General features: G+C 66.2%; 13 protein-coding genes. 8 read left to right on the top strand and 5 right to left on the bottom strand.

The annotated features are described in order from the left end of the window. Positions 1 to 74: 74 nt before the first annotated feature. The gene (locus ACX12D_RS31315) at positions 75 to 257 is read right to left on the bottom strand and encodes a hypothetical protein (RefSeq protein ID WP_459374890.1); all 183 of its coding nucleotides are present in this window, start codon (positions 255 to 257) and stop codon (positions 75 to 77) included. Here ACX12D_RS31315 and ACX12D_RS31310 point away from each other — a divergent pair. The 5 genes from ACX12D_RS31310 to ACX12D_RS31290 all read left to right on the top strand — a co-directional run bounded on the left by ACX12D_RS31310 (position 256) and on the right by ACX12D_RS31290 (position 9,473). After that, the gene (locus ACX12D_RS31310; protein WP_459374889.1) at positions 256 to 1,755 is read left to right on the top strand and encodes a collagen-like triple helix repeat-containing protein; all 1,500 of its coding nucleotides are present in this window, start codon (positions 256 to 258) and stop codon (positions 1,753 to 1,755) included. The two genes, ACX12D_RS31315 and ACX12D_RS31310, sit on opposite strands and share 2 nt — an antisense overlap. A gap of 197 nt (positions 1,756 to 1,952) precedes the next feature. Continuing rightward, entirely contained in the window at positions 1,953 to 3,620 is a 1,668-nt protein-coding gene (locus ACX12D_RS31305; RefSeq protein WP_459374888.1) for a ShlB/FhaC/HecB family hemolysin secretion/activation protein, read from the top strand. Positions 3,621 to 3,787: 167 nt separating this feature from the next. Then, complete coding sequence (locus ACX12D_RS31300; protein ID WP_459374887.1) at positions 3,788 to 6,076, top strand: TonB-dependent receptor; 2,289 nt, start codon at positions 3,788 to 3,790, stop codon at positions 6,074 to 6,076. Between the two features lie 256 nt (positions 6,077 to 6,332). Beyond that, complete coding sequence (locus tag ACX12D_RS31295) at positions 6,333 to 8,549, top strand: TonB-dependent receptor (protein ID WP_459374886.1); 2,217 nt, start codon at positions 6,333 to 6,335, stop codon at positions 8,547 to 8,549. Positions 8,550 to 8,666: 117 nt separating this feature from the next. Continuing rightward, positions 8,667 to 9,473 carry a tetratricopeptide repeat protein gene (locus ACX12D_RS31290; protein ID WP_459374885.1) on the top strand — a complete coding sequence of 269 codons (807 nt, stop codon included), beginning with the start codon at positions 8,667 to 8,669 and terminating at the stop codon, positions 9,471 to 9,473. On the opposite strand, the gene ACX12D_RS31285 is transcribed toward ACX12D_RS31290, so the two are convergent. Continuing rightward, on the bottom strand, positions 9,442 to 9,648 hold the full coding sequence (locus ACX12D_RS31285; RefSeq protein ID WP_459374883.1) for a dodecin: 207 nt from the start codon (positions 9,646 to 9,648) through the stop codon (positions 9,442 to 9,444). The genes ACX12D_RS31290 and ACX12D_RS31285 overlap by 32 nt on opposite strands. 164 nt (positions 9,649 to 9,812) lie before the next feature. After that, positions 9,813 to 10,775 carry a LysR family transcriptional regulator gene (locus tag ACX12D_RS31280; RefSeq protein WP_459374882.1) on the bottom strand — a complete coding sequence of 321 codons (963 nt, stop codon included), beginning with the start codon at positions 10,773 to 10,775 and terminating at the stop codon, positions 9,813 to 9,815. Between the two features lie 433 nt (positions 10,776 to 11,208). On the opposite strand from ACX12D_RS31280, the gene ACX12D_RS31275 reads away from it, so the two are divergent. The 3 genes from ACX12D_RS31275 (at position 11,209) to ACX12D_RS31265 (ending at position 14,242) form a co-directional block, all read left to right on the top strand. Then, entirely contained in the window at positions 11,209 to 12,615 is a 1,407-nt protein-coding gene (locus tag ACX12D_RS31275; RefSeq protein WP_459374881.1) for an amidase, read from the top strand. A gap of 79 nt (positions 12,616 to 12,694) precedes the next feature. Next, positions 12,695 to 13,714: a Bug family tripartite tricarboxylate transporter substrate binding protein gene (locus ACX12D_RS31270; protein ID WP_459374879.1), complete on the top strand. Its 1,020-nt coding sequence runs from the start codon at positions 12,695 to 12,697 to the stop codon at positions 13,712 to 13,714. A 276-nt stretch (positions 13,715 to 13,990) separates the two neighbouring features. Continuing rightward, complete coding sequence (locus tag ACX12D_RS31265) at positions 13,991 to 14,242, top strand: hypothetical protein (RefSeq protein ID WP_006163098.1); 252 nt, start codon at positions 13,991 to 13,993, stop codon at positions 14,240 to 14,242. 33 nt (positions 14,243 to 14,275) lie between these two features. Here ACX12D_RS31265 and ACX12D_RS31260 read toward each other — a convergent pair whose 3' ends face one another. Together ACX12D_RS31260 and ACX12D_RS31255 are read right to left on the bottom strand one after the other, a co-directional pair. Continuing rightward, a complete protein-coding gene (locus ACX12D_RS31260; protein ID WP_459374878.1) occupies positions 14,276 to 15,019 on the bottom strand; it encodes an SDR family oxidoreductase in 744 nt (247 codons plus the stop codon). A gap of 187 nt (positions 15,020 to 15,206) precedes the next feature. After that, positions 15,207 to 16,118 (bottom strand): LysR family transcriptional regulator, encoded by a 912-nt coding sequence (locus ACX12D_RS31255; RefSeq protein WP_459374877.1) that lies wholly within the window; start codon positions 16,116 to 16,118, stop codon positions 15,207 to 15,209. Between the last annotated feature and the right edge of the window lie 173 nt (positions 16,119 to 16,291).

Raw genomic sequence — 16,291 nt, 5'->3', positions numbered from 1 at the left:
ATTGGCGCCACCGCGTTACGTAACGCGTAACACCGAAACACCGCGCAGCGCGCTCATGTCTGGTCCTTTCCCGGCTATGTCTCATCCTCTTCAAACCCAGGCGTGGCAAGGCCTGGCACGTTTTTATCGGGTGTCCGCGCGCGGTCCGGCGGCATGCGGGCACGCACTGGCACACCCTTTGCGCTATGCAGTGACACCACGGCAGGCGCCACGCGCACCGTGATTTCACGACGAGAAGAAAAAAGGGAAAAGGTCATGCGTACTCAACAGATCCTCATCACGGCACTGCTCGGCTCGCTGTTGGCACTTGGCGGTTGCGCAAGCGGTGGCGGCACGACGTCCATGGATACCGGCAGCAGTGCGGGCAGCAGCAATGGCGGCGGTACCAGCGCAGGCACCACCGGCACCACCGGCACCACCGGCAGCGGCGGCGGCACCAACGCCGGCACGGGCGGTGGCAGCAACGGTGGCAATTCCGGCGGAAACAATGGCGGCAACAACGGTGGCAATAACGGCGGCAACAATGGCGGTAATAACGGTGGCAACACGGCCGCGCTGACGCCGACCAGCAAGATCGTCGATCAGGCGGGTGGCGTCGTAACCTCGGCCGGCAACGCTGTGAGCGACCTCGGCACGCAGATCAAGAACACCAACCTGCCGATTCTCTCGACCCAATCCAAGGATGGCCTGGGCGGCGTGGTCGGCTCGCTCGGCGCCGCGGTCAGCACCCTGGGCAACGGCGTGCAAAACGGCCTGGGCAACATCCCTAATGCCACCAACCCGCTCGGCACCACGGTGGCAAGCACCGGCGGCGTGGTCAGCCAGGTGGGCAATGCCGTGACCAACGCCGGCGCGCTCGTCAGCGGCCTGGGCAGCGGTCCGCTGTCGCCCCTGGCAGCCGTCACCACGCCGGTGGGCTCACTGGTTTCGCAAATCGGCACCGCGGTCAATGGCGCGGGCGCCCAGCTCGGCGCGGCCCTCTCGACCGGCCCCGTGGAGCAGCTCACCGGCGGCGTCAGCAAGCTCATCGTGCCGCTCACCTCGCAACTCACCGGCGGCACGCAGACGCTGGGCGCGGCAACCGGCCTGGGTGCTCCGGTCAACAACCTGCTGGCGACGCTTGGCGGCGGCCTGGCCACGGCAGGCAACACGATCAGGCAGACCAACACGCCGGTGGTGTCGGGCGTGGGCGGCATCGTCGCCGGCGCGGGCAGCACGGTGGCCGCGCTTGGCGGCGTGGCCTACAACCCGGGCGGCACCGGTAGCGGCAACCCGCTGGCGCCGGTCACGAGCCTGCTGGGCGGTCTCACGGGTGGTCTGCCTGGCGGACTGACTGGCGGCGGCGCAAGCGGCCCGCTCGCGCCCGTCACCGGCCTGGTCAGCGGCTTGACCGGCGGACTCACCGGTGGCCTTGGCGGCGGCAGCGCAAGCAGCCCGCTCGCGCCTGTCACCAGCCTGGTCAGCGGCCTGACCGGTGGGCTCACCGGCGGCCTGGGTAGCGGCAGCGCAAGCAGCCCGCTCGCGCCTGTCACCAACCCGGTCAGCGGCGTGGTGAGCACGGTCGCCGGCGCTGCCGGCGGTGCCTCGGGCGGCGGCGCGGGCAATGCGCTCGCACCGGTGACCGGCATCGTCGCGGGCATCACCGGCGGCAATGCCGCAAGCAGCGGCAGCGGCAGCGGCTCGGGCAACAACGCACTGGCGCCGGTGACCGGCCTCGTGAGTGGCCTGCTGGGCGGCCTCGGCGGCAAGCGCTAAGTATTTAGCGGGCAATGCATGCTTCGCGCTTCGTGCGCCTGCATGTAAGAATTAAAAAAGGGGCGCGTTCGACGTGCCCCTTTTAAAAGAGAACGCGATCGGCCACGCAACAGCGCCAAGGGTAGCGGCACCCCTGGCGTCATTGGCACAGCGCGTTAAAGCCGCATGCTGATTTTTACGGATCCAGGGGTATTACCATGACGCACACACGCCTGCGTGTTGCCACGTTGCTGCTCAGCATCGGCGCCTGCAACAGTGTCTTTGCGGAGCCACGCAGCCCGATCCTGGGCGATCCCACGCAAACCTTGCCTAGCATCGCACCTGCGCGCCCGCCGCAGAGCAACGTCACCGTGCAGGTCGAGCGGCCGGACTCCGCGCTGCAAAACCTGCTTGCCAGCAAGCTCACGCCGCAGCGATTCCAGATCGAAGGCGTGAAGGCGATCCCATTCGCGGAGATCGCCGCCAGGTTCGCACCGCTGGCCGGCAAGGAAATCATGGTGGGCCAGCTGCTGGCGGTGGCGAATGAAGTCACCCAGATGTACCAGCAACGCGGCTTTCCGCTGTCCTTCGCCTTTGTCCCGGCGCAGAGCTTCGAGAATGGCAATGTGCTGGTCACCGTGGTGGAAGGCCATGTTTCCACCATCACGATCCGCGGCGAAGCGGGCCCGGCCGAAGGCCGCCTGCGCGCCATTGCAGAGCAATTGATGCAAGACCAGCCGCTGCGCCGCGAGACCTTCGAGCATTACGTCAACGTGCTGGCGCTGCAGCCCGGCATGCAGGTGGCCGCTACCGTGCAGCCGCCGCAGACCACGGACGGCGCCTGCGAGATGGTGCTCGAGGTCAAGCGCAAGCCCTTTACGTTTGGCATGGGCCTGGATTACAAGGATCCGAGCGTGCGTGGCATCTTCACCGCCACCACCAACAGCCTGACGCCGCTGGGAGAACAGATATCGGTCTCCGCGCTGGCGCCCCGGGGCCCGGACCACGAGGAATACTACGTCGCCAGCTATGGCCAGCCGATCGGCACCGAGGGCATGATGGCCCGCCTGAGCGCCTCGCATTACCGTGGCGTGCCTCAGAACGGCACGCTGGCGCAGATCGGCTTCGATACGCGTTACGTGAACGACACCAAGCGCCTCGGCGGCACGCTCAGCTATCCGGTGATCCTCAACAACGCGCACTCGCTCACCGCTACCGGCGGCCTTTATGCCAACGACCAGTTCGAGCGCTACACGCAGTCGGGCACCGGCAGCCAGATCGCGCTGACCACGCACGTGCGCGTGCTGAGCGCGGAACTCGCCTACGTGCAGCGGCAGGAGGGCCAGACCCGCAGCGCCACGCTAGGCGTCTACAAAGGCATGAATGCGCTCGGCGCGAGCCGTGAGAACAACGTCAACGACCTGGACTTCGTGCGCAGCCGGCTGGTGGTGTCGCAGGCCACCGACTTGCCATGGGGCTTCGGCGTGGCGGTGTCCGCCACCGGCCAGTACAGCGGGCAGCGCCTGGCGTCGAGCGAGCAGATCAGCTTTGGCGGCCGCTTCTTCGGGCTCGGCTATCCGGCGGGCGAGGTGGCGGGCGACAAGGGCTGGGGCGCGTCGGCTGAGATCAACCGCCTCTTCACGCCTGGCCTGACCTACCTGAAGACCGTGCAGCCTTACGTGCTGACCGACATGGCGCGCGTGTACTCGAACAGCTTGTCGCTGGTACACCGCACGCTGCAGTCAGTGGCCATCGGCCTGCGCTTCTCGGACCGGCGTTACTACACGCTGGATGTCTCGGTGGCGCAGCCGGTTGGCGACAAGCCGACCAATGCCTCGCGCCGGTCGCCGCGCCTGAACGCGACATACTCTTATCAGTTTGAATAGGTGACGCGTGGTGGCGAGTAGGTGGCGAGTAGCTAGCGAATGGACGGCAAGGACGAAGCGTCTTTGGGAATTTTCCACTTAGCCTTGCAGATTTTTCCGAATTCTTGCGGCGTGGATGCAAATGATACTTGTTTGCATTCATTGTCAACCGCAGCCGTCGGAGAATCATGCAAAGCGCCCTCGTCACCAGGACCAAGAAGAAACTCAACGCCATCCCGCACCTGACAGGCGCGGTTGGCGTGGCCATCGCGGCCGCGCCAGCGGCTGCCCAGACCGCGGGAAGCACCAAGGTGGCGGCGGCGGAACTGCCTGCGGTCATTGTCAGCGGCTCGGCCCCGAACCAGTTCAAGACCGACAGCACCTCCTCGGTCAAGACGCCTGGCGCGTTGCTGGATACGCCCAGGTCCATCACGGTGATCCCGCAGGAACTGATCCAGAGCACCGCCTCCACCAGCCTCACCGAGGCGCTGCGGACCGTGCCCGGCATTGCATTTGGCGCGGGCGAAGGCGGCAACCCGGTTGGCGACCGTCCGTTTATCCGTGGCTACGATGCGCAGGCCAGCACCTTCCTGGATGGCATGCGCGACATCGGCGCGCAATCGCGCGAGATGTTCAACATCGAGTCGGTCGAGGTCACCAAAGGGCCGGCTGGCGCCTACGACGGACGCGGCTCGGCGGGCGGCAGCATCAACATTGTCAGCAAGTCGCCCAAGCTGGGCAGCTTCGCCGAAGGCAATCTCGGCGTGGGCAATGCCAGCTACAAGCGCGGCACCGCCGACGCCAACTGGCAGTTCAGCGACCACGCCGCGGCGCGTTTCAACGCCATGTTCCAGGATGCGGGCGTGCCCGGCCGCGACAGCACGCATCAAGAGCGCTGGGGCTTTGCCCCGTCCGTCGCTCTTGGCCTTGGTGGCCCAACCCGGCTGACGCTGTCCTACTACCACATGGAGACAAATGGGCTGCCCGACACCGGCATGCCTTACAACAACCCGAACTTCGTCCCGCGCACCGATGGCCGGCCGCGTACACGGCTGCCCGGCGACGGCTCACCGCTCAAGTTGCCACGCAACACCTACTACGGCCTGGTCGATCGCGATTTCCGCAAAGACAGCGCCGACGTCGCCACCGTCCGCTTCGAACACGATTTCAGCCCGGCGCTCAAGTTCCGCAACCAGACGCGCGTCGGGCGCACCAAGCAGGACTACCTGTGGACGCGCCCGGACGGCAGCTTCAATGGCAACATCTACTACGACATGGTCTGGCGCCGGACCAACCAGCGCCACGGCATCTCTACGACGCAGGCCAACCAGACCGACCTGTCGGGCGAGTTCCTCACCGGGGCCATCAAGCACAAGTACGCGTTCGGCGTGGAATTCTCTCGCGAGAAAAGCGAGAACGACGGCTACACGGTCGCCACAGGCAACAGCCGCTGCCCAAGCGGCCCGGGCGCGGCCAGCGGCTACAACTGCACCACGTTGTACAACCCCGACCCGCATGACCCGTGGAGCGGCCGGATCGCCCGCAACTACAACCCGACCAATCACACAGCCACGACCGCATCGGTCTATGTCTTCGACTCGATCGAGCTCAGCAAGCAGTGGATGTTGAATGCGGGATTGCGCTTCGACCGCTACCGCGGCGAAGTGCAGACCGCGCGCGCCAACGGCGGCGCCGGCCCGCGCAGCACGCATACGCGTGACGACAACCTCTTCAACTATCAGGTAGGCGTGATCTACAAGCCAGTGGAAAACGCCAGTGTCTACTTGTCCTACGGCACCTCGTCCACGCCAGCCGGTGCCGTGGTCGGCCAGGGCAGCGAGCCGAGCGGGCTCGCGCCGACCAGCGCGGGCTCCGCGTTGTCTCCGGAAAAGAACCGCAGCATCGAACTCGGCACCAAGTGGGACGTGCTGCGCAAGCGCCTGGCCCTGACGGCCGCCATCTTCCGCGTGGAAACCACCAATGCGCGCATCATCCTGGAAGACGGCCTCGCGGCCATGGCGGGCAACAAGCGCGTGGACGGCATCGAGCTCGGCTTCTCCGGGAACGTGACGGACCAGTGGGCTGTCTTCGGCGGCTACACCCACCTGAAGAGCGAACTGCGCAACAACGGCGGATCCGGCGCGGCCTTCGGCGCATCCAACGGCCACTCCTTCCCCAACACGCCGTCGGATAGCTTCAGCCTGTGGAGCACCTACCAGTTCCTCCCCAATCTCACGGTGGGCGGCGGCGCTTACTACGTCTCCAAGGTGTGGGGCAGCGAGGCCCGCAACAACTGGGTGCCGTCCTACTGGCGCTTTGACGCCATGGCGGCCTACCAGATCAACAAAAACGTGACGCTGCAGCTCAACGTGATGAACCTCGCCGACAAGGTCTATTACAACCAGGCCTACCCGGCGCACTACGCATCGATTGCGCCCGGGCGCGCCGCCGTTTTCAACGTCAACCTGCGCTACTGAGCCGAGGTTAGTCGTCGCCGTGGCACGCGGGAGCCGCACGTGCCACGGCATCTATTCCCATACCGCAATCCCGAAATGTAACGTTTTCGCTACAGACACGATGGATGTATGTCTTGACTGACATATGAAATACAAATGATAATTCTTCTCATTCGCAACATTATTCAAGCAATCGGGGGAATTCGTGCAGACCGCTTTTGTCGTCCGGAAGAACAAGAAACATAACGTCATACCGCGCCTTTCCGGCGCCGTTGGCATGGCGGTCGCAGCCGCGCCGGTCGCTGCCCAATCGGCCGGCACGACCGTTGCCGCCGTGGAATTGCCCGCGGTAACCGTCAGTGGCGCCAGCGAAAGCGGCTTCAAGGCGGACACTGCATCGTCGATCAAGACGCCCGCCGCCCTGCTCGATACACCCAAGTCGATCACCGTCATTCCGCAGGAAGTGATCCAGAGCACCGGCTCGACCAGCCTGAGCGATGTGCTGCGTACGGTACCCGGCATCTCCTTCGGCGCCGGCGAAGGCGGCAACCCGGTTGGCGACCGGCCCTTTATCCGTGGCTACGATGCGCAGGCCAGCACCTTCCTGGATGGCTTCCGCGACATCGGCTCGCAAAGCCGCGAGTTGTTCAACGTCGAATCCGTCGAGGTCACCAAGGGCCCGGCCGGCGCCTACGACGGCCGCGGCTCGGCCGGCGGCAGCATCAATATCGTCAGCAAGGCGCCCAAGCTGACCAGCTTCGCCGAAGGCAACATTGGCGTCGGCAATGCGGAATACAAGCGCGCCACGGTCGACGGCAACTGGAAGTTCGCCGACCACGCGGCCTTCCGCCTGAACGCCATGTATCACGATGCCGGCGTCGCCGGGCGCGATACCACGCACCAGAATCGCTGGGGCTTTGCACCCTCCGTGGCCTTCGGCCTGGGTACCGACACGCGCCTGACGCTGTCCTACTATCACATGCAGTCGGACGATATCCCCGACACCGGCATCCCGTACAACAACCCCACGTTCAATCGCCGCACCGACGGCCGCCCGCGGCTGAGCGTTGCCGGCGACGGCTCGCCGGTGAACGTGCCGCGCAGCACCTATTACGGCTTGTCCGATCGCGACTTCCGCAAGGACAAGGCCGACATGGGCACCATCCGCTTCGAGCACGATTTCAGCCCCGCGCTCAAGTTCCGCAACCAGACCCGTATTGCCAAGACCAGCCAGGACTTCATCTGGACCCAGCCGGACGACAGCCAGGGCAATCTGTACTACGGCATGATCTGGCGCCGCGCCAATACGCGTGTGGCCACCGCCAAGACCATTGCCAACCAAACCGACCTGTCGGGCGAATTCGCCACCGGCACGATCAAGCACAAGTACGCCTTCGGCGTGGAGTTCGCGCAAGAGAAGAGCGAGAACGACAGCTACAACGTGGCGACCGGGAGCAACCGCTGCCCGAGCGGCCCGGGCGCTGCCGGCGGCTACAACTGCACCACGCTGTACAACCCCAACCCCAACGACCCATGGGCGGGCGCCATCAGCCGCGTGAACAACCCGACCAACTCGAAGACCAACACCAGCTCGGTCTACGCCTTCGACTCGATCGAGCTGAACAAGCAGTGGCTGCTCAATGCCGGCGTGCGCTTTGACCGCTACAGCACCGAGTTCCAGACCCCCCGCGCCGCCGACGGCACCCGCGCCGAGTACTCGCGTGACGACAACCTGTTCAACTACCAGTTGGGCTTGGTCTACAAACCGGTGGACAACGCCAGCTTCTACGTTTCCTACGGCACCTCGTCGACCCCGGCCGGCTCCTTCCTGGCCCAGGGCAGCGACGGCAACGCACTGGGGCCGGACCGCAGTGGCCGCAATCCCGGCTCCAACCTCGCGCCGGAAAAGAACCGCGCCTTCGAGATCGGCACCAAGTGGGACGTGCTGCGCAAGCGCCTGGCCCTGACCGCCGCGATCTTCCGCGTGGAAACCACCAATGCGCGCATCACGCAGCAGGACGGCACCGCCGCCATGGCCGGAAACAAGCGCGTGGACGGCGTAGAACTTGGCTTCTCGGGCAACGTCACCGACAAGTGGGCCGTGTTCGGCGGCTACACGCACCTGAAGAGCGAACTGCGCAACAACGGCGGCGCGGGTGCGGCCTTCGGCGCCACCGACGGCCAGTCCTTCCCCAACACACCCGCGGACAGCTTCAGCGTGTGGAGCACGTATCAGATCATCCCCAACCTCACGGTAGGCGGCGGTGCGTACTATGTCTCCAAGGTGTGGGGCAGCGAAGCCACCAACAAATGGGTGCCCTCATACTGGCGCTTTGATGCGATGGCCTCGTATCGCATCAACAAGAACGTGGCGGTGCAGCTCAATGTGTTCAACCTGGCTGACAAGGTCTATTACAACCAGGCCTTCGCCAGCCACTACGCATCGATCGCTCCCGGACGCTCGGGCGTCCTGAGCCTCAACGTGCGCTATTGAGCCGCGGCAGGCGCTCGGCAAACCCTGCGCTGCTGACCGGTCATGCAAACCGGCCAGCCCGCACACGGCACACCACCCTTGCGGCACGGTGTGCCGTTTTTACTTTCTCCGCCCCGTATGGAAACACTGGACACACTGGCCACACTCCCCTTCCGCATCGTCTCTCCCGGAGAGCTTGACCAGCTTGGCCCCAACGGCCTGGCCGACAAGCTGCGCGAGCCGCCACACCTGGCGCTGCCCTGGCTGGGCGGCGCCGCCGTGCAAGGCAACCTCGAAGCGCAGATGATTCTCGGCCAGTGGTTTCTCGCAGGCCACGGCGTCGAGCGCGACGCAGCCCGCGCCTTCGTGTGGTTCAAGTACGCCGCGCACGCCGGCCATGCCGGGGCCTCGAACATGACTGGCCGCTGCTACGAAAACGCCTGGGGCACGCTGCAGGACGATCACGCGGCAGCGCAGTGGTACACGCTCGCGGCACAGCGCGGCTCCGATTGGGGCATGTACAACCTGGCAACCGCGCTGGTGCTGGGCCGTGGCATTGCCGCCAGCCGCCCGCAAGCGCTCGACTGGTATCTGCGGGCAGCCGATATGGGGCACGCCAAGTCGCTCAATATCGTGGGCGGCTTCTACGAGGACGGTTGGGAAGTGGAACGCAACGCGGCCGTGGCAATGGACTACTACCGCCGCGCCGCCGAAGGCGGCGATTTTCGCGGCCAGTTCAACTACGCCCGCACGCTGGCGCTATGCGGCCAGGAACACGAGGCCATCCGCTGGGTGCGGCAAGTGCCGCGCACCGCCAATGCGCCCTTCATCGACAAGATGCTCGCCTTCCTGCGCGACGCGCCCGACGCAGCACTGAACCAGTTGTATAGCCACGCGGACGATGCGGCGCAACTCAGCTCACGCGAAACCCAATCTTCAGCGTGACCTGGAAGTGCGCGACCTTGCCGTCCGCGATGTGCCCGCGTGTCTCAACCACTTCGAACCAGTCGATATGCTTGATGGTCTCGCTCGCCTTGTCGATGGCGCTACGGATCGCCGCGTCGCAGCCGTCCGGCGACGAGCCGACGATCTCGACCAGTTTGTAGGTGTGGTTTGACATGTCCGCCCTCCTTGGCGCGATGGCCGCTGGCTACGATACGCACCCGCCAGCTTGGTGCTCCAGATACGTTTCTCCATCATAGGCAGCGGGCACGGCAAATCCAAAGAGCGGTTACTCGCCGACAAGATTGCTGACGTGTTAAGCACTGGCCCCGTGCCGGCGTTTCATGCCTGAGCCTGGCCGGCGCGCCGGCGTGCCGGCTGGTCCGGCACGGCGCGGCGCCGCCCGGCGATGTCCTCGGCGAGCCATTCGACGAAGGCGCGCACTGCCGGCGGCAGGTGGCGCCCCGCCATGGTCTGCACCTGCAGCGCGCGCTGCTGCATGGCGCGGCTGGCGATCGGCACCAGCACGCGCCGCTCCGCGCGCAGGTTGTTGCGCACCGCCAGGGAGCCCGTCAGGTACACCGCGTCCGCATACGCCTGGTAGCCCACCAGCGCGCTCAGCGAATTGCTGCTAAGCAATATGCGCGGGCGCAGCCCTTCCACGCCACAGGCCAGGTCGAACAGCTGCCGGATGGTGTTGGTCTCGCTGGGCAGCGCCAGCGGATACGCCACCACCTCCTTCAGGCTGGCGCGCTTGAGCGCGGCCAGCGGATGCTTGCGCGCGACATAGGCATAGACCGGTGCGGTTTCCGAGTAGGCGACTTCGATGCCTTCCTGGGCCGCGATGGCGAACGTCAGCGCCAGGTCCACCGTGCCCTCGCGGACCATGCGCGTGGCGATCGCGGGCGCGCAGACTTCAAGCGAAAAGCTCACGCCGGGAAAACGGCGCTGGAACAGCGCCATCGCGTAAGGCATGTAGTCCCGCGCGAAGCCGTCGGTGCAGGCCAGCCTGACTTTGCTGTGCGCCACGCTAAGCAAACCCTGGAGATCGGCCTGCAGGGTCTGCGCGTCGAGGAAGGCGCGGCGTCCGTACTGCTGCACCACCAGTCCGGCCTCGGTCAGGCGCATGCCGCGCGGCTCGCGCTCGAAGAGCGCCGTACCGAGTTCCGCTTCGAGCCGGGCCACCTGCCGGCTGATGGCCGATACTGCCACATGCAACGAGGCAGAGGCCGCGCTGAGCGAGCCGCGCTCCGCCACTTCCAGGAAATAGGCCAGTGGTACTGCGTGGATCGATGTGAGCTTCATATGTGAGCTTCATGAATGTGCTTCTGGCAAGCATGTCTTTGCATGAGAGGGACCGGCAGCGCGCTGCCATGCCGCACCGGCCTTTGCGCAATGATAAGCCTGGCCTGCGCCTGCCTTGCTGATTTTAGAAAGCAGCTTTCTGGCTGGCCGGAGCACCAATGGTGCCGAAATGCCATGCGGCGCGGCCTGAGCGGCAGCTTCTCGCGCAAACGGCACCGCCGCGGTGCGGCTAGTGCGCTCTGCCACGCCACTGGCGGGCGTGAACTGGCAGGCAGAGCGCGGAAATGCTGTTGGCATTGCGACACGCGTTTTGCCGCAACTGGCCCGGCTGCCGTTATCGTTACGCCATGCCCCGGCCGCGCACGCACGCAAGCCAGCGAGCGGCAGCGGGGCGCCGACAGAATGCAAAGCGAAGCAAGGAGACCGTAACCTCATGGAAGACATCTGCTACCTGGGCGCCGTGGAAATGGCCCGCGCCATCCGCACCCGTGAACTCGGCGTGCGCGAAGTGATTGACGCGCATATCGCGCGCATCCAGCGCGTCAACCCGGCCATCAACGCGATCGTCACCACCACCTTCGAGGAGGCACAGGCCGCGGCCGATGCGGCCGACACAGCGCTGGCGCGCGGCGCCGTGCCCGGGCCGCTGTTTGGCCTGCCGGTGGCGCACAAGGATTCCTTCCTGAGCGCGGGGGTGCGCACTACCTTTGGCTCGGCGGTGTACCGGGATTTTGTGCCGGCGCAGGACAGCGCGGTGGTGGCGCGCCAACGGGCGGCGGGCGCCATCATGCTGGGCAAGACCAACCTGCCGGAGTTCGGCGCGGGCTCGCACACCTTCAATGCTGTGTTCGGCGCCACGCGCAACCCTTACCGCCAGGGCGTCTCGGCCGGTGGCAGCAGTGGTGGCAGCGCGGCGGCGCTGGCCGCGGGCATGGTCGCGCTGGCCGATGGCTCGGACATGGGCGGTTCGCTGCGCAACCCGGCCAGCTTCTGCAATGTGGTGGGCTTGCGAGCGTCGATCGGACGGGTGCCGATGACGCCGGCCAACCATGCATTCAACACGCTCACGGTGGGCGGGCCGATGGGCCGCTCGGTGGCGGATGTGGCGCTGATGTTCAGCGTGCTGGCCGGCGACGATCCGGCCGACCCGCTGGCCATTGCCGCCGACGCCAGCGATTTCACCACCCTGCCCCGGATCGATGGCAAGGGCCTGCGCGTGGCGGTCAGCCCGACGCTCGGTGGGCTGCCGTTCGAGCCGGCGGTGAGCCGCATGCTGCAGGAGGGAATTCGCCAGTGCCAGGCGCTGGGCTGCACGGTGGACGAGGCGGAGCCGGATTTCAGCGGGGCCGACCACGCCTTCGAGGTGCTGCGCGCGCTGGCGTTCGCCACCAACTACGGCGCCGCCCGCGCCGAGCATGGCGAACAGATGAAGGAATCGGTGCGCTGGAACATCGACCTGGGCCTGGCCCAGGACGGCGCCGCGATGGCGGAAGCCGCGCGGGCCCACAGCCGCATGTTTGCGCGCATGCAGGCCCTGCTGGCGCGTTACGATTTCCTGATCGCGCCGGTGTCGCAGGTGACGCCGTTCGCCGTTGAAACCGAATATCCGCAGCGCATCGAAGGCGTGCCGATGCCTAGCTATATTGGCTGGATGCGCTCGTGCTACCGCATCACCATCACGGGCCATCCCGCCATCTCGGTGCCCTGCGGCTTTACCGACGACGGCTTGCCGGTGGGCTTGCAGATCGTCGGCAAATATCGCGGCGAGCGCGCGCTGCTGGCGTTTGCGCAACTGTTCGAGCAGGCCAATCCCGCCGGGCGCATCCGCCCGGCGTTGTAAGCCACCACGGCAGCACCGGCCAGGATCGGCGCGCCGGGCCGCATCGACCACATTGATCGCAACACAAGGGGAAACACAGATGTTTGCAACGCACATGACCAGATGGACGCTGGACAAGACCCGCGGCGTGGCCCGATGCATTCTTGGCAGTGCCGCCGCCTGCGCGGCACTGGCGGCTGCCGGGCCGGCGCTGGCCCAGACGTACCCGGACAAGCCGATCAAGCTGGTAGTGCCGTTTCCCCCGGGCGGCTCCACGGATGTGCTTGCCCGCCTGGTGGCGCGCAAGCTGGGCGACGTGCTGCGGCAATCCGTGGTGGTAGAGAACAAGGCCGGTGCGGGCACGATCGTCGGCGCCGACTATGTGGCGAAAGCCACGCCTGACGGCTATACCTTGCTGCTCAGTGCTGCCACCACGTTCACCGTGAATCCGGTCACGTACTCGCGCCTGCCCTACGACTCGCTCAAGAGCTTCGAGCCGCTCGGCATGGTCGGCTCCACCGCGCTGGTGCTGCTGGCCAATCCGGCGGTCAAGGCGGACACGCTCAAGCAACTGGTGGCCGAGGCCAAGGCCAAGCCGGGCGGCATGTCCTACGGCTCCTATGGCGCGGGCACCACCGCGCACTTCGCGGGTGAGATGATCAACGCGGCGACCGGCATGGGCTTGCTGCACGTACCGTACAAAGGCAGCGCGCCCGCCATGGCCGACCTGATCGGCAACCAGATCCCGCTGTCGGTCGATACCGTGGTGGCCGCCGCGCCGCAAATCAAGGGCGGCAAGGTCAAGGCCATCGCCGTCACCAGCGCCGCGCGCTCGATGCTGCTGCCCCAGGTGCCCACGGCGATCGAAAGCGGCTATCCCGGCGTGTCGCTCAGCACCTGGTTTGCCATCGTCGCGCCCAAGGGCATTCCCGCGCCGGCGCGCCAGACGCTGGAAACCGCTATTGCCAGCATGATGAAGGATCCCGCGCTGCAGCAGAGCATGACCGCCAACGGCTTCGAGCCCGAGTACGGCAGCGCCGGCGAATACCGCGCGCGCGTCACCAGCGAGATCGCACGCCTGCGCAAGATCGCCCAAGCGGCAAACATCCACGCCGATTGATTGCTATCCGCCGGCATTGGCCTCGCATGGCGCCATGCGGGGGCGCCCGCTCGCCAAAGGACGCCTCGCAAAATGCCATGCAAACCGGCAAGGATCATGCCATCGCAACGGTGCGTTTGGTGTCCGCGCCTTGCGGTTGCTTGCGCTGTCCTGAGCGAGCATTGGCAGACTGTTGCCTAACGCGTAAAACGATCGAACGCGCTGAGAAAGAGTTTGTCCTTTCCGGTGCATACGTTCTACCTTACGAGTGTGCGCCCTGCCTTTCCGGAGACCGCAATGGCAATCCGTTCCACCGCATCACACAGCACCGCGCAGTTGCGACGGCTCGTCGGCCAGTTGCAGGCCGAGGTCGATTCGCTTGATCACCTGGCGATCTTCGACGCCGAGACCCAGACCGCGCTGGGCCAGGCCCGGGACCGCCTCACCCAAGGCATCGAGGCGATCGAAGATGCCATCCAGAGCCTGCGCACCCTGCAGCAGGTGCGCCCCTCGGCCATGCGCAGCCGAAAGACGCCGCGCGCGGCCTGATCCACAGGGACGCGGCCGCGTTGCCCGCAATGCTCAGAATTCCTGCACGGTCGGGCGCAGCACAATCTCGTTGATATCCACGTCGGCCGGCTGCTCGATCGCGTAGGCGATGGCGCGAGCCACCGAATCGGCCGGGATGGCTTGCTGATAGAACTCGCCCACCACCTTGGCGCTTTCCGCGTGGGAGCTGCCCAGCTTGAGCTCCGAGTCGACCGCGCCCGGCGAAATCACCGTGGTGCGGATCGCGCCGCCGGTTTCATGCCGCAAGCCTTCGGAAATGGCGCGCACTGCGAACTTGGTGCCGCTGTACACCGTGCCGCCCGGGCTGAACACCTTCACGCCCGCGACCGAGGCAATATTGATGAAGTGCCCCGCGCCCTGCTTCTGGAACACGGGCAGCGCGGCAGCGATGCCATACAGCACGCCCTTGATGTTGATGTCGATCATGCGCTCCCATTCCTCGACCTTGGCCTCGCTCATGGGGGCGATGGCCATGAGACCCGCGTTGTTGATCATGACATCGATGCGGCCGAAGCTTGCCACGGCCTTTTGCACCAAGGCCTCGACATCGGCGCGCCGGCTCACGTCGGCTACCACCACTTCCGCCTTGCCGCCCTTGGCGCGGATCTCGGCCGCCAGGGTTTCCAGGCGGTCGCCGCGACGCGCGGCCAGTACCAGCGAGGCGCCCGCCGCGCCCAGGTGACGCGCGGTGGCTTCGCCCAGCCCGCTGCTGGCGCCGGTGATGACTACAACCTTGCTTGCGATGTTCGTGCTCATTGTTCACTCCGGAAAACTGCAGGCGCGCTGCCTGCGGATGGAAGTGATTATCTTGGCGGCGATGATCAATCGAAATGGAAACGTTTTGATTTCAGAATTCCATGTTCTGGAATTCATTGGTTAACGGATAACCGTGCCCGGCAGCGGCATGCCACCGTCCGCTCGGTCAAGACAGCGGAAAGCGCGCTCAGCGCGCCGCCACTGCGTCTTTGTCGCCGAAGTAAGCCACCAGCGCGTCAAACACCAGCCGGATGCGCATCGGCACCGGGCTACGGCGCGAGCGGTAGATGTACAAACCCCACGGCGCGGGCGCGAAGCGGTCCAGCACGCTGACGAGGCGGCCCGAGCGCAGATGGGGCTGCGCGAGATAGTCAGGCAACTGCCCGTAGGCGAGCCCGGAGAGGATCGCTTCCATTTCGGTCTCCGGGTCGTCGGTGAGAAAAGCTGGCGCGCGCGGATTGAACTGCTCGCCCTGGGCGAAATACCACGGCCAGGCGCGGCCGCTGCTGCGGTCGATCAGGCCTGTGGTGGGCAGCGCGGCGAGTTGGGCCAGGTCGGCCGGCTTGCCCACGCGCGCCACCAGCTCCGGCGTGCCCACGATGTGAAAGCCCACCCGCGTCGTCATGCGCGCCACCAGCCGCTGGTCGCGGAACATGCCCAGGCGCAGGCCGATGTCGATCTCGTCGTCGACCACATCGGCGACCTGGTCCGAAAGCCGGATGTCGAGCGTGATGCCCGGATGCGCCAGCGCTACCTCCCGCAGCGCCACCAGCAGATGCTGCCGCCCAAGCGTGCTCGGCGCGGTAATGCGCACGACGCCCTTGAGCTCCGTGTCCGAGCGGCTGGCCGGATGCGCGAACAGGCTGTCGACATCGACGAGCGCCGCGCGGGCGCGCTCGGCCAGGCGCTCGCCGGCGGCGGTGATGCGGATCTGGCGGGTGTTGCGGTGGAACAGCGGCTCGCCCACGGCTTCCTCGAGGTCCTTGACCGCGCGGGTGACGGTTTGCGGCGACGTGCCCAGCCGCGTCGCGGCCGCCTTGAACGAAGCCGACTCCGCTGCCGCGCAGAAGATCCTCAGCATTTCCAGCCGGTTGAGCATGGTGGTGTGCGCCGTGAAAAAACGCAGGTGCGTAGGTGATTGTGCAAAAGCGCGATTATAGGAGCCGCCGCGGCATTGAATGAGAACTGTCTCATTGCCGCCCTGGTCTATGTAGGTTGCGCATCGCCCGTTCCGCATCGCGCTTCTGTCTGGCAGAATGCCCGGCTCCCGCG

Source organism: Cupriavidus sp. PET2-C1 (genome assembly GCF_054515855.1).
The sequence above is the reverse complement of the archived record's forward strand: the minus strand, read 5'-3'. Positions and strand labels throughout refer to the sequence as shown.

Excerpts from the sequence above, each read along its gene's own strand:
- ACX12D_RS31310 (WP_459374889.1), top strand. The coding sequence starts at position 256 with ATGCGTACTCAACAGATCCTCATCACGGCACTGCTCGGCTCGCTGTTG.
- ACX12D_RS31315 (WP_459374890.1), bottom strand. The coding sequence starts at position 257 with ATGACCTTTTCCCTTTTTTCTTCTCGTCGTGAAATCACGGTGCGCGTG.
- ACX12D_RS31305 (WP_459374888.1), top strand. The coding sequence starts at position 1,953 with ATGACGCACACACGCCTGCGTGTTGCCACGTTGCTGCTCAGCATCGGC.
- ACX12D_RS31300 (WP_459374887.1), top strand. The coding sequence starts at position 3,788 with ATGCAAAGCGCCCTCGTCACCAGGACCAAGAAGAAACTCAACGCCATC.
- ACX12D_RS31295 (WP_459374886.1), top strand. The coding sequence starts at position 6,333 with ATGGCGGTCGCAGCCGCGCCGGTCGCTGCCCAATCGGCCGGCACGACC.
- ACX12D_RS31290 (WP_459374885.1), top strand. The coding sequence starts at position 8,667 with ATGGAAACACTGGACACACTGGCCACACTCCCCTTCCGCATCGTCTCT.
- ACX12D_RS31285 (WP_459374883.1), bottom strand. The coding sequence starts at position 9,648 with ATGTCAAACCACACCTACAAACTGGTCGAGATCGTCGGCTCGTCGCCG.
- ACX12D_RS31280 (WP_459374882.1), bottom strand. The coding sequence starts at position 10,775 with ATGAAGCTCACATCGATCCACGCAGTACCACTGGCCTATTTCCTGGAA.
- ACX12D_RS31275 (WP_459374881.1), top strand. The coding sequence starts at position 11,209 with ATGGAAGACATCTGCTACCTGGGCGCCGTGGAAATGGCCCGCGCCATC.
- ACX12D_RS31270 (WP_459374879.1), top strand. The coding sequence starts at position 12,695 with ATGTTTGCAACGCACATGACCAGATGGACGCTGGACAAGACCCGCGGC.
- ACX12D_RS31265 (WP_006163098.1), top strand. The coding sequence starts at position 13,991 with ATGGCAATCCGTTCCACCGCATCACACAGCACCGCGCAGTTGCGACGG.
- ACX12D_RS31260 (WP_459374878.1), bottom strand. The coding sequence starts at position 15,019 with ATGAGCACGAACATCGCAAGCAAGGTTGTAGTCATCACCGGCGCCAGC.
- ACX12D_RS31255 (WP_459374877.1), bottom strand. The coding sequence starts at position 16,118 with ATGCTCAACCGGCTGGAAATGCTGAGGATCTTCTGCGCGGCAGCGGAG.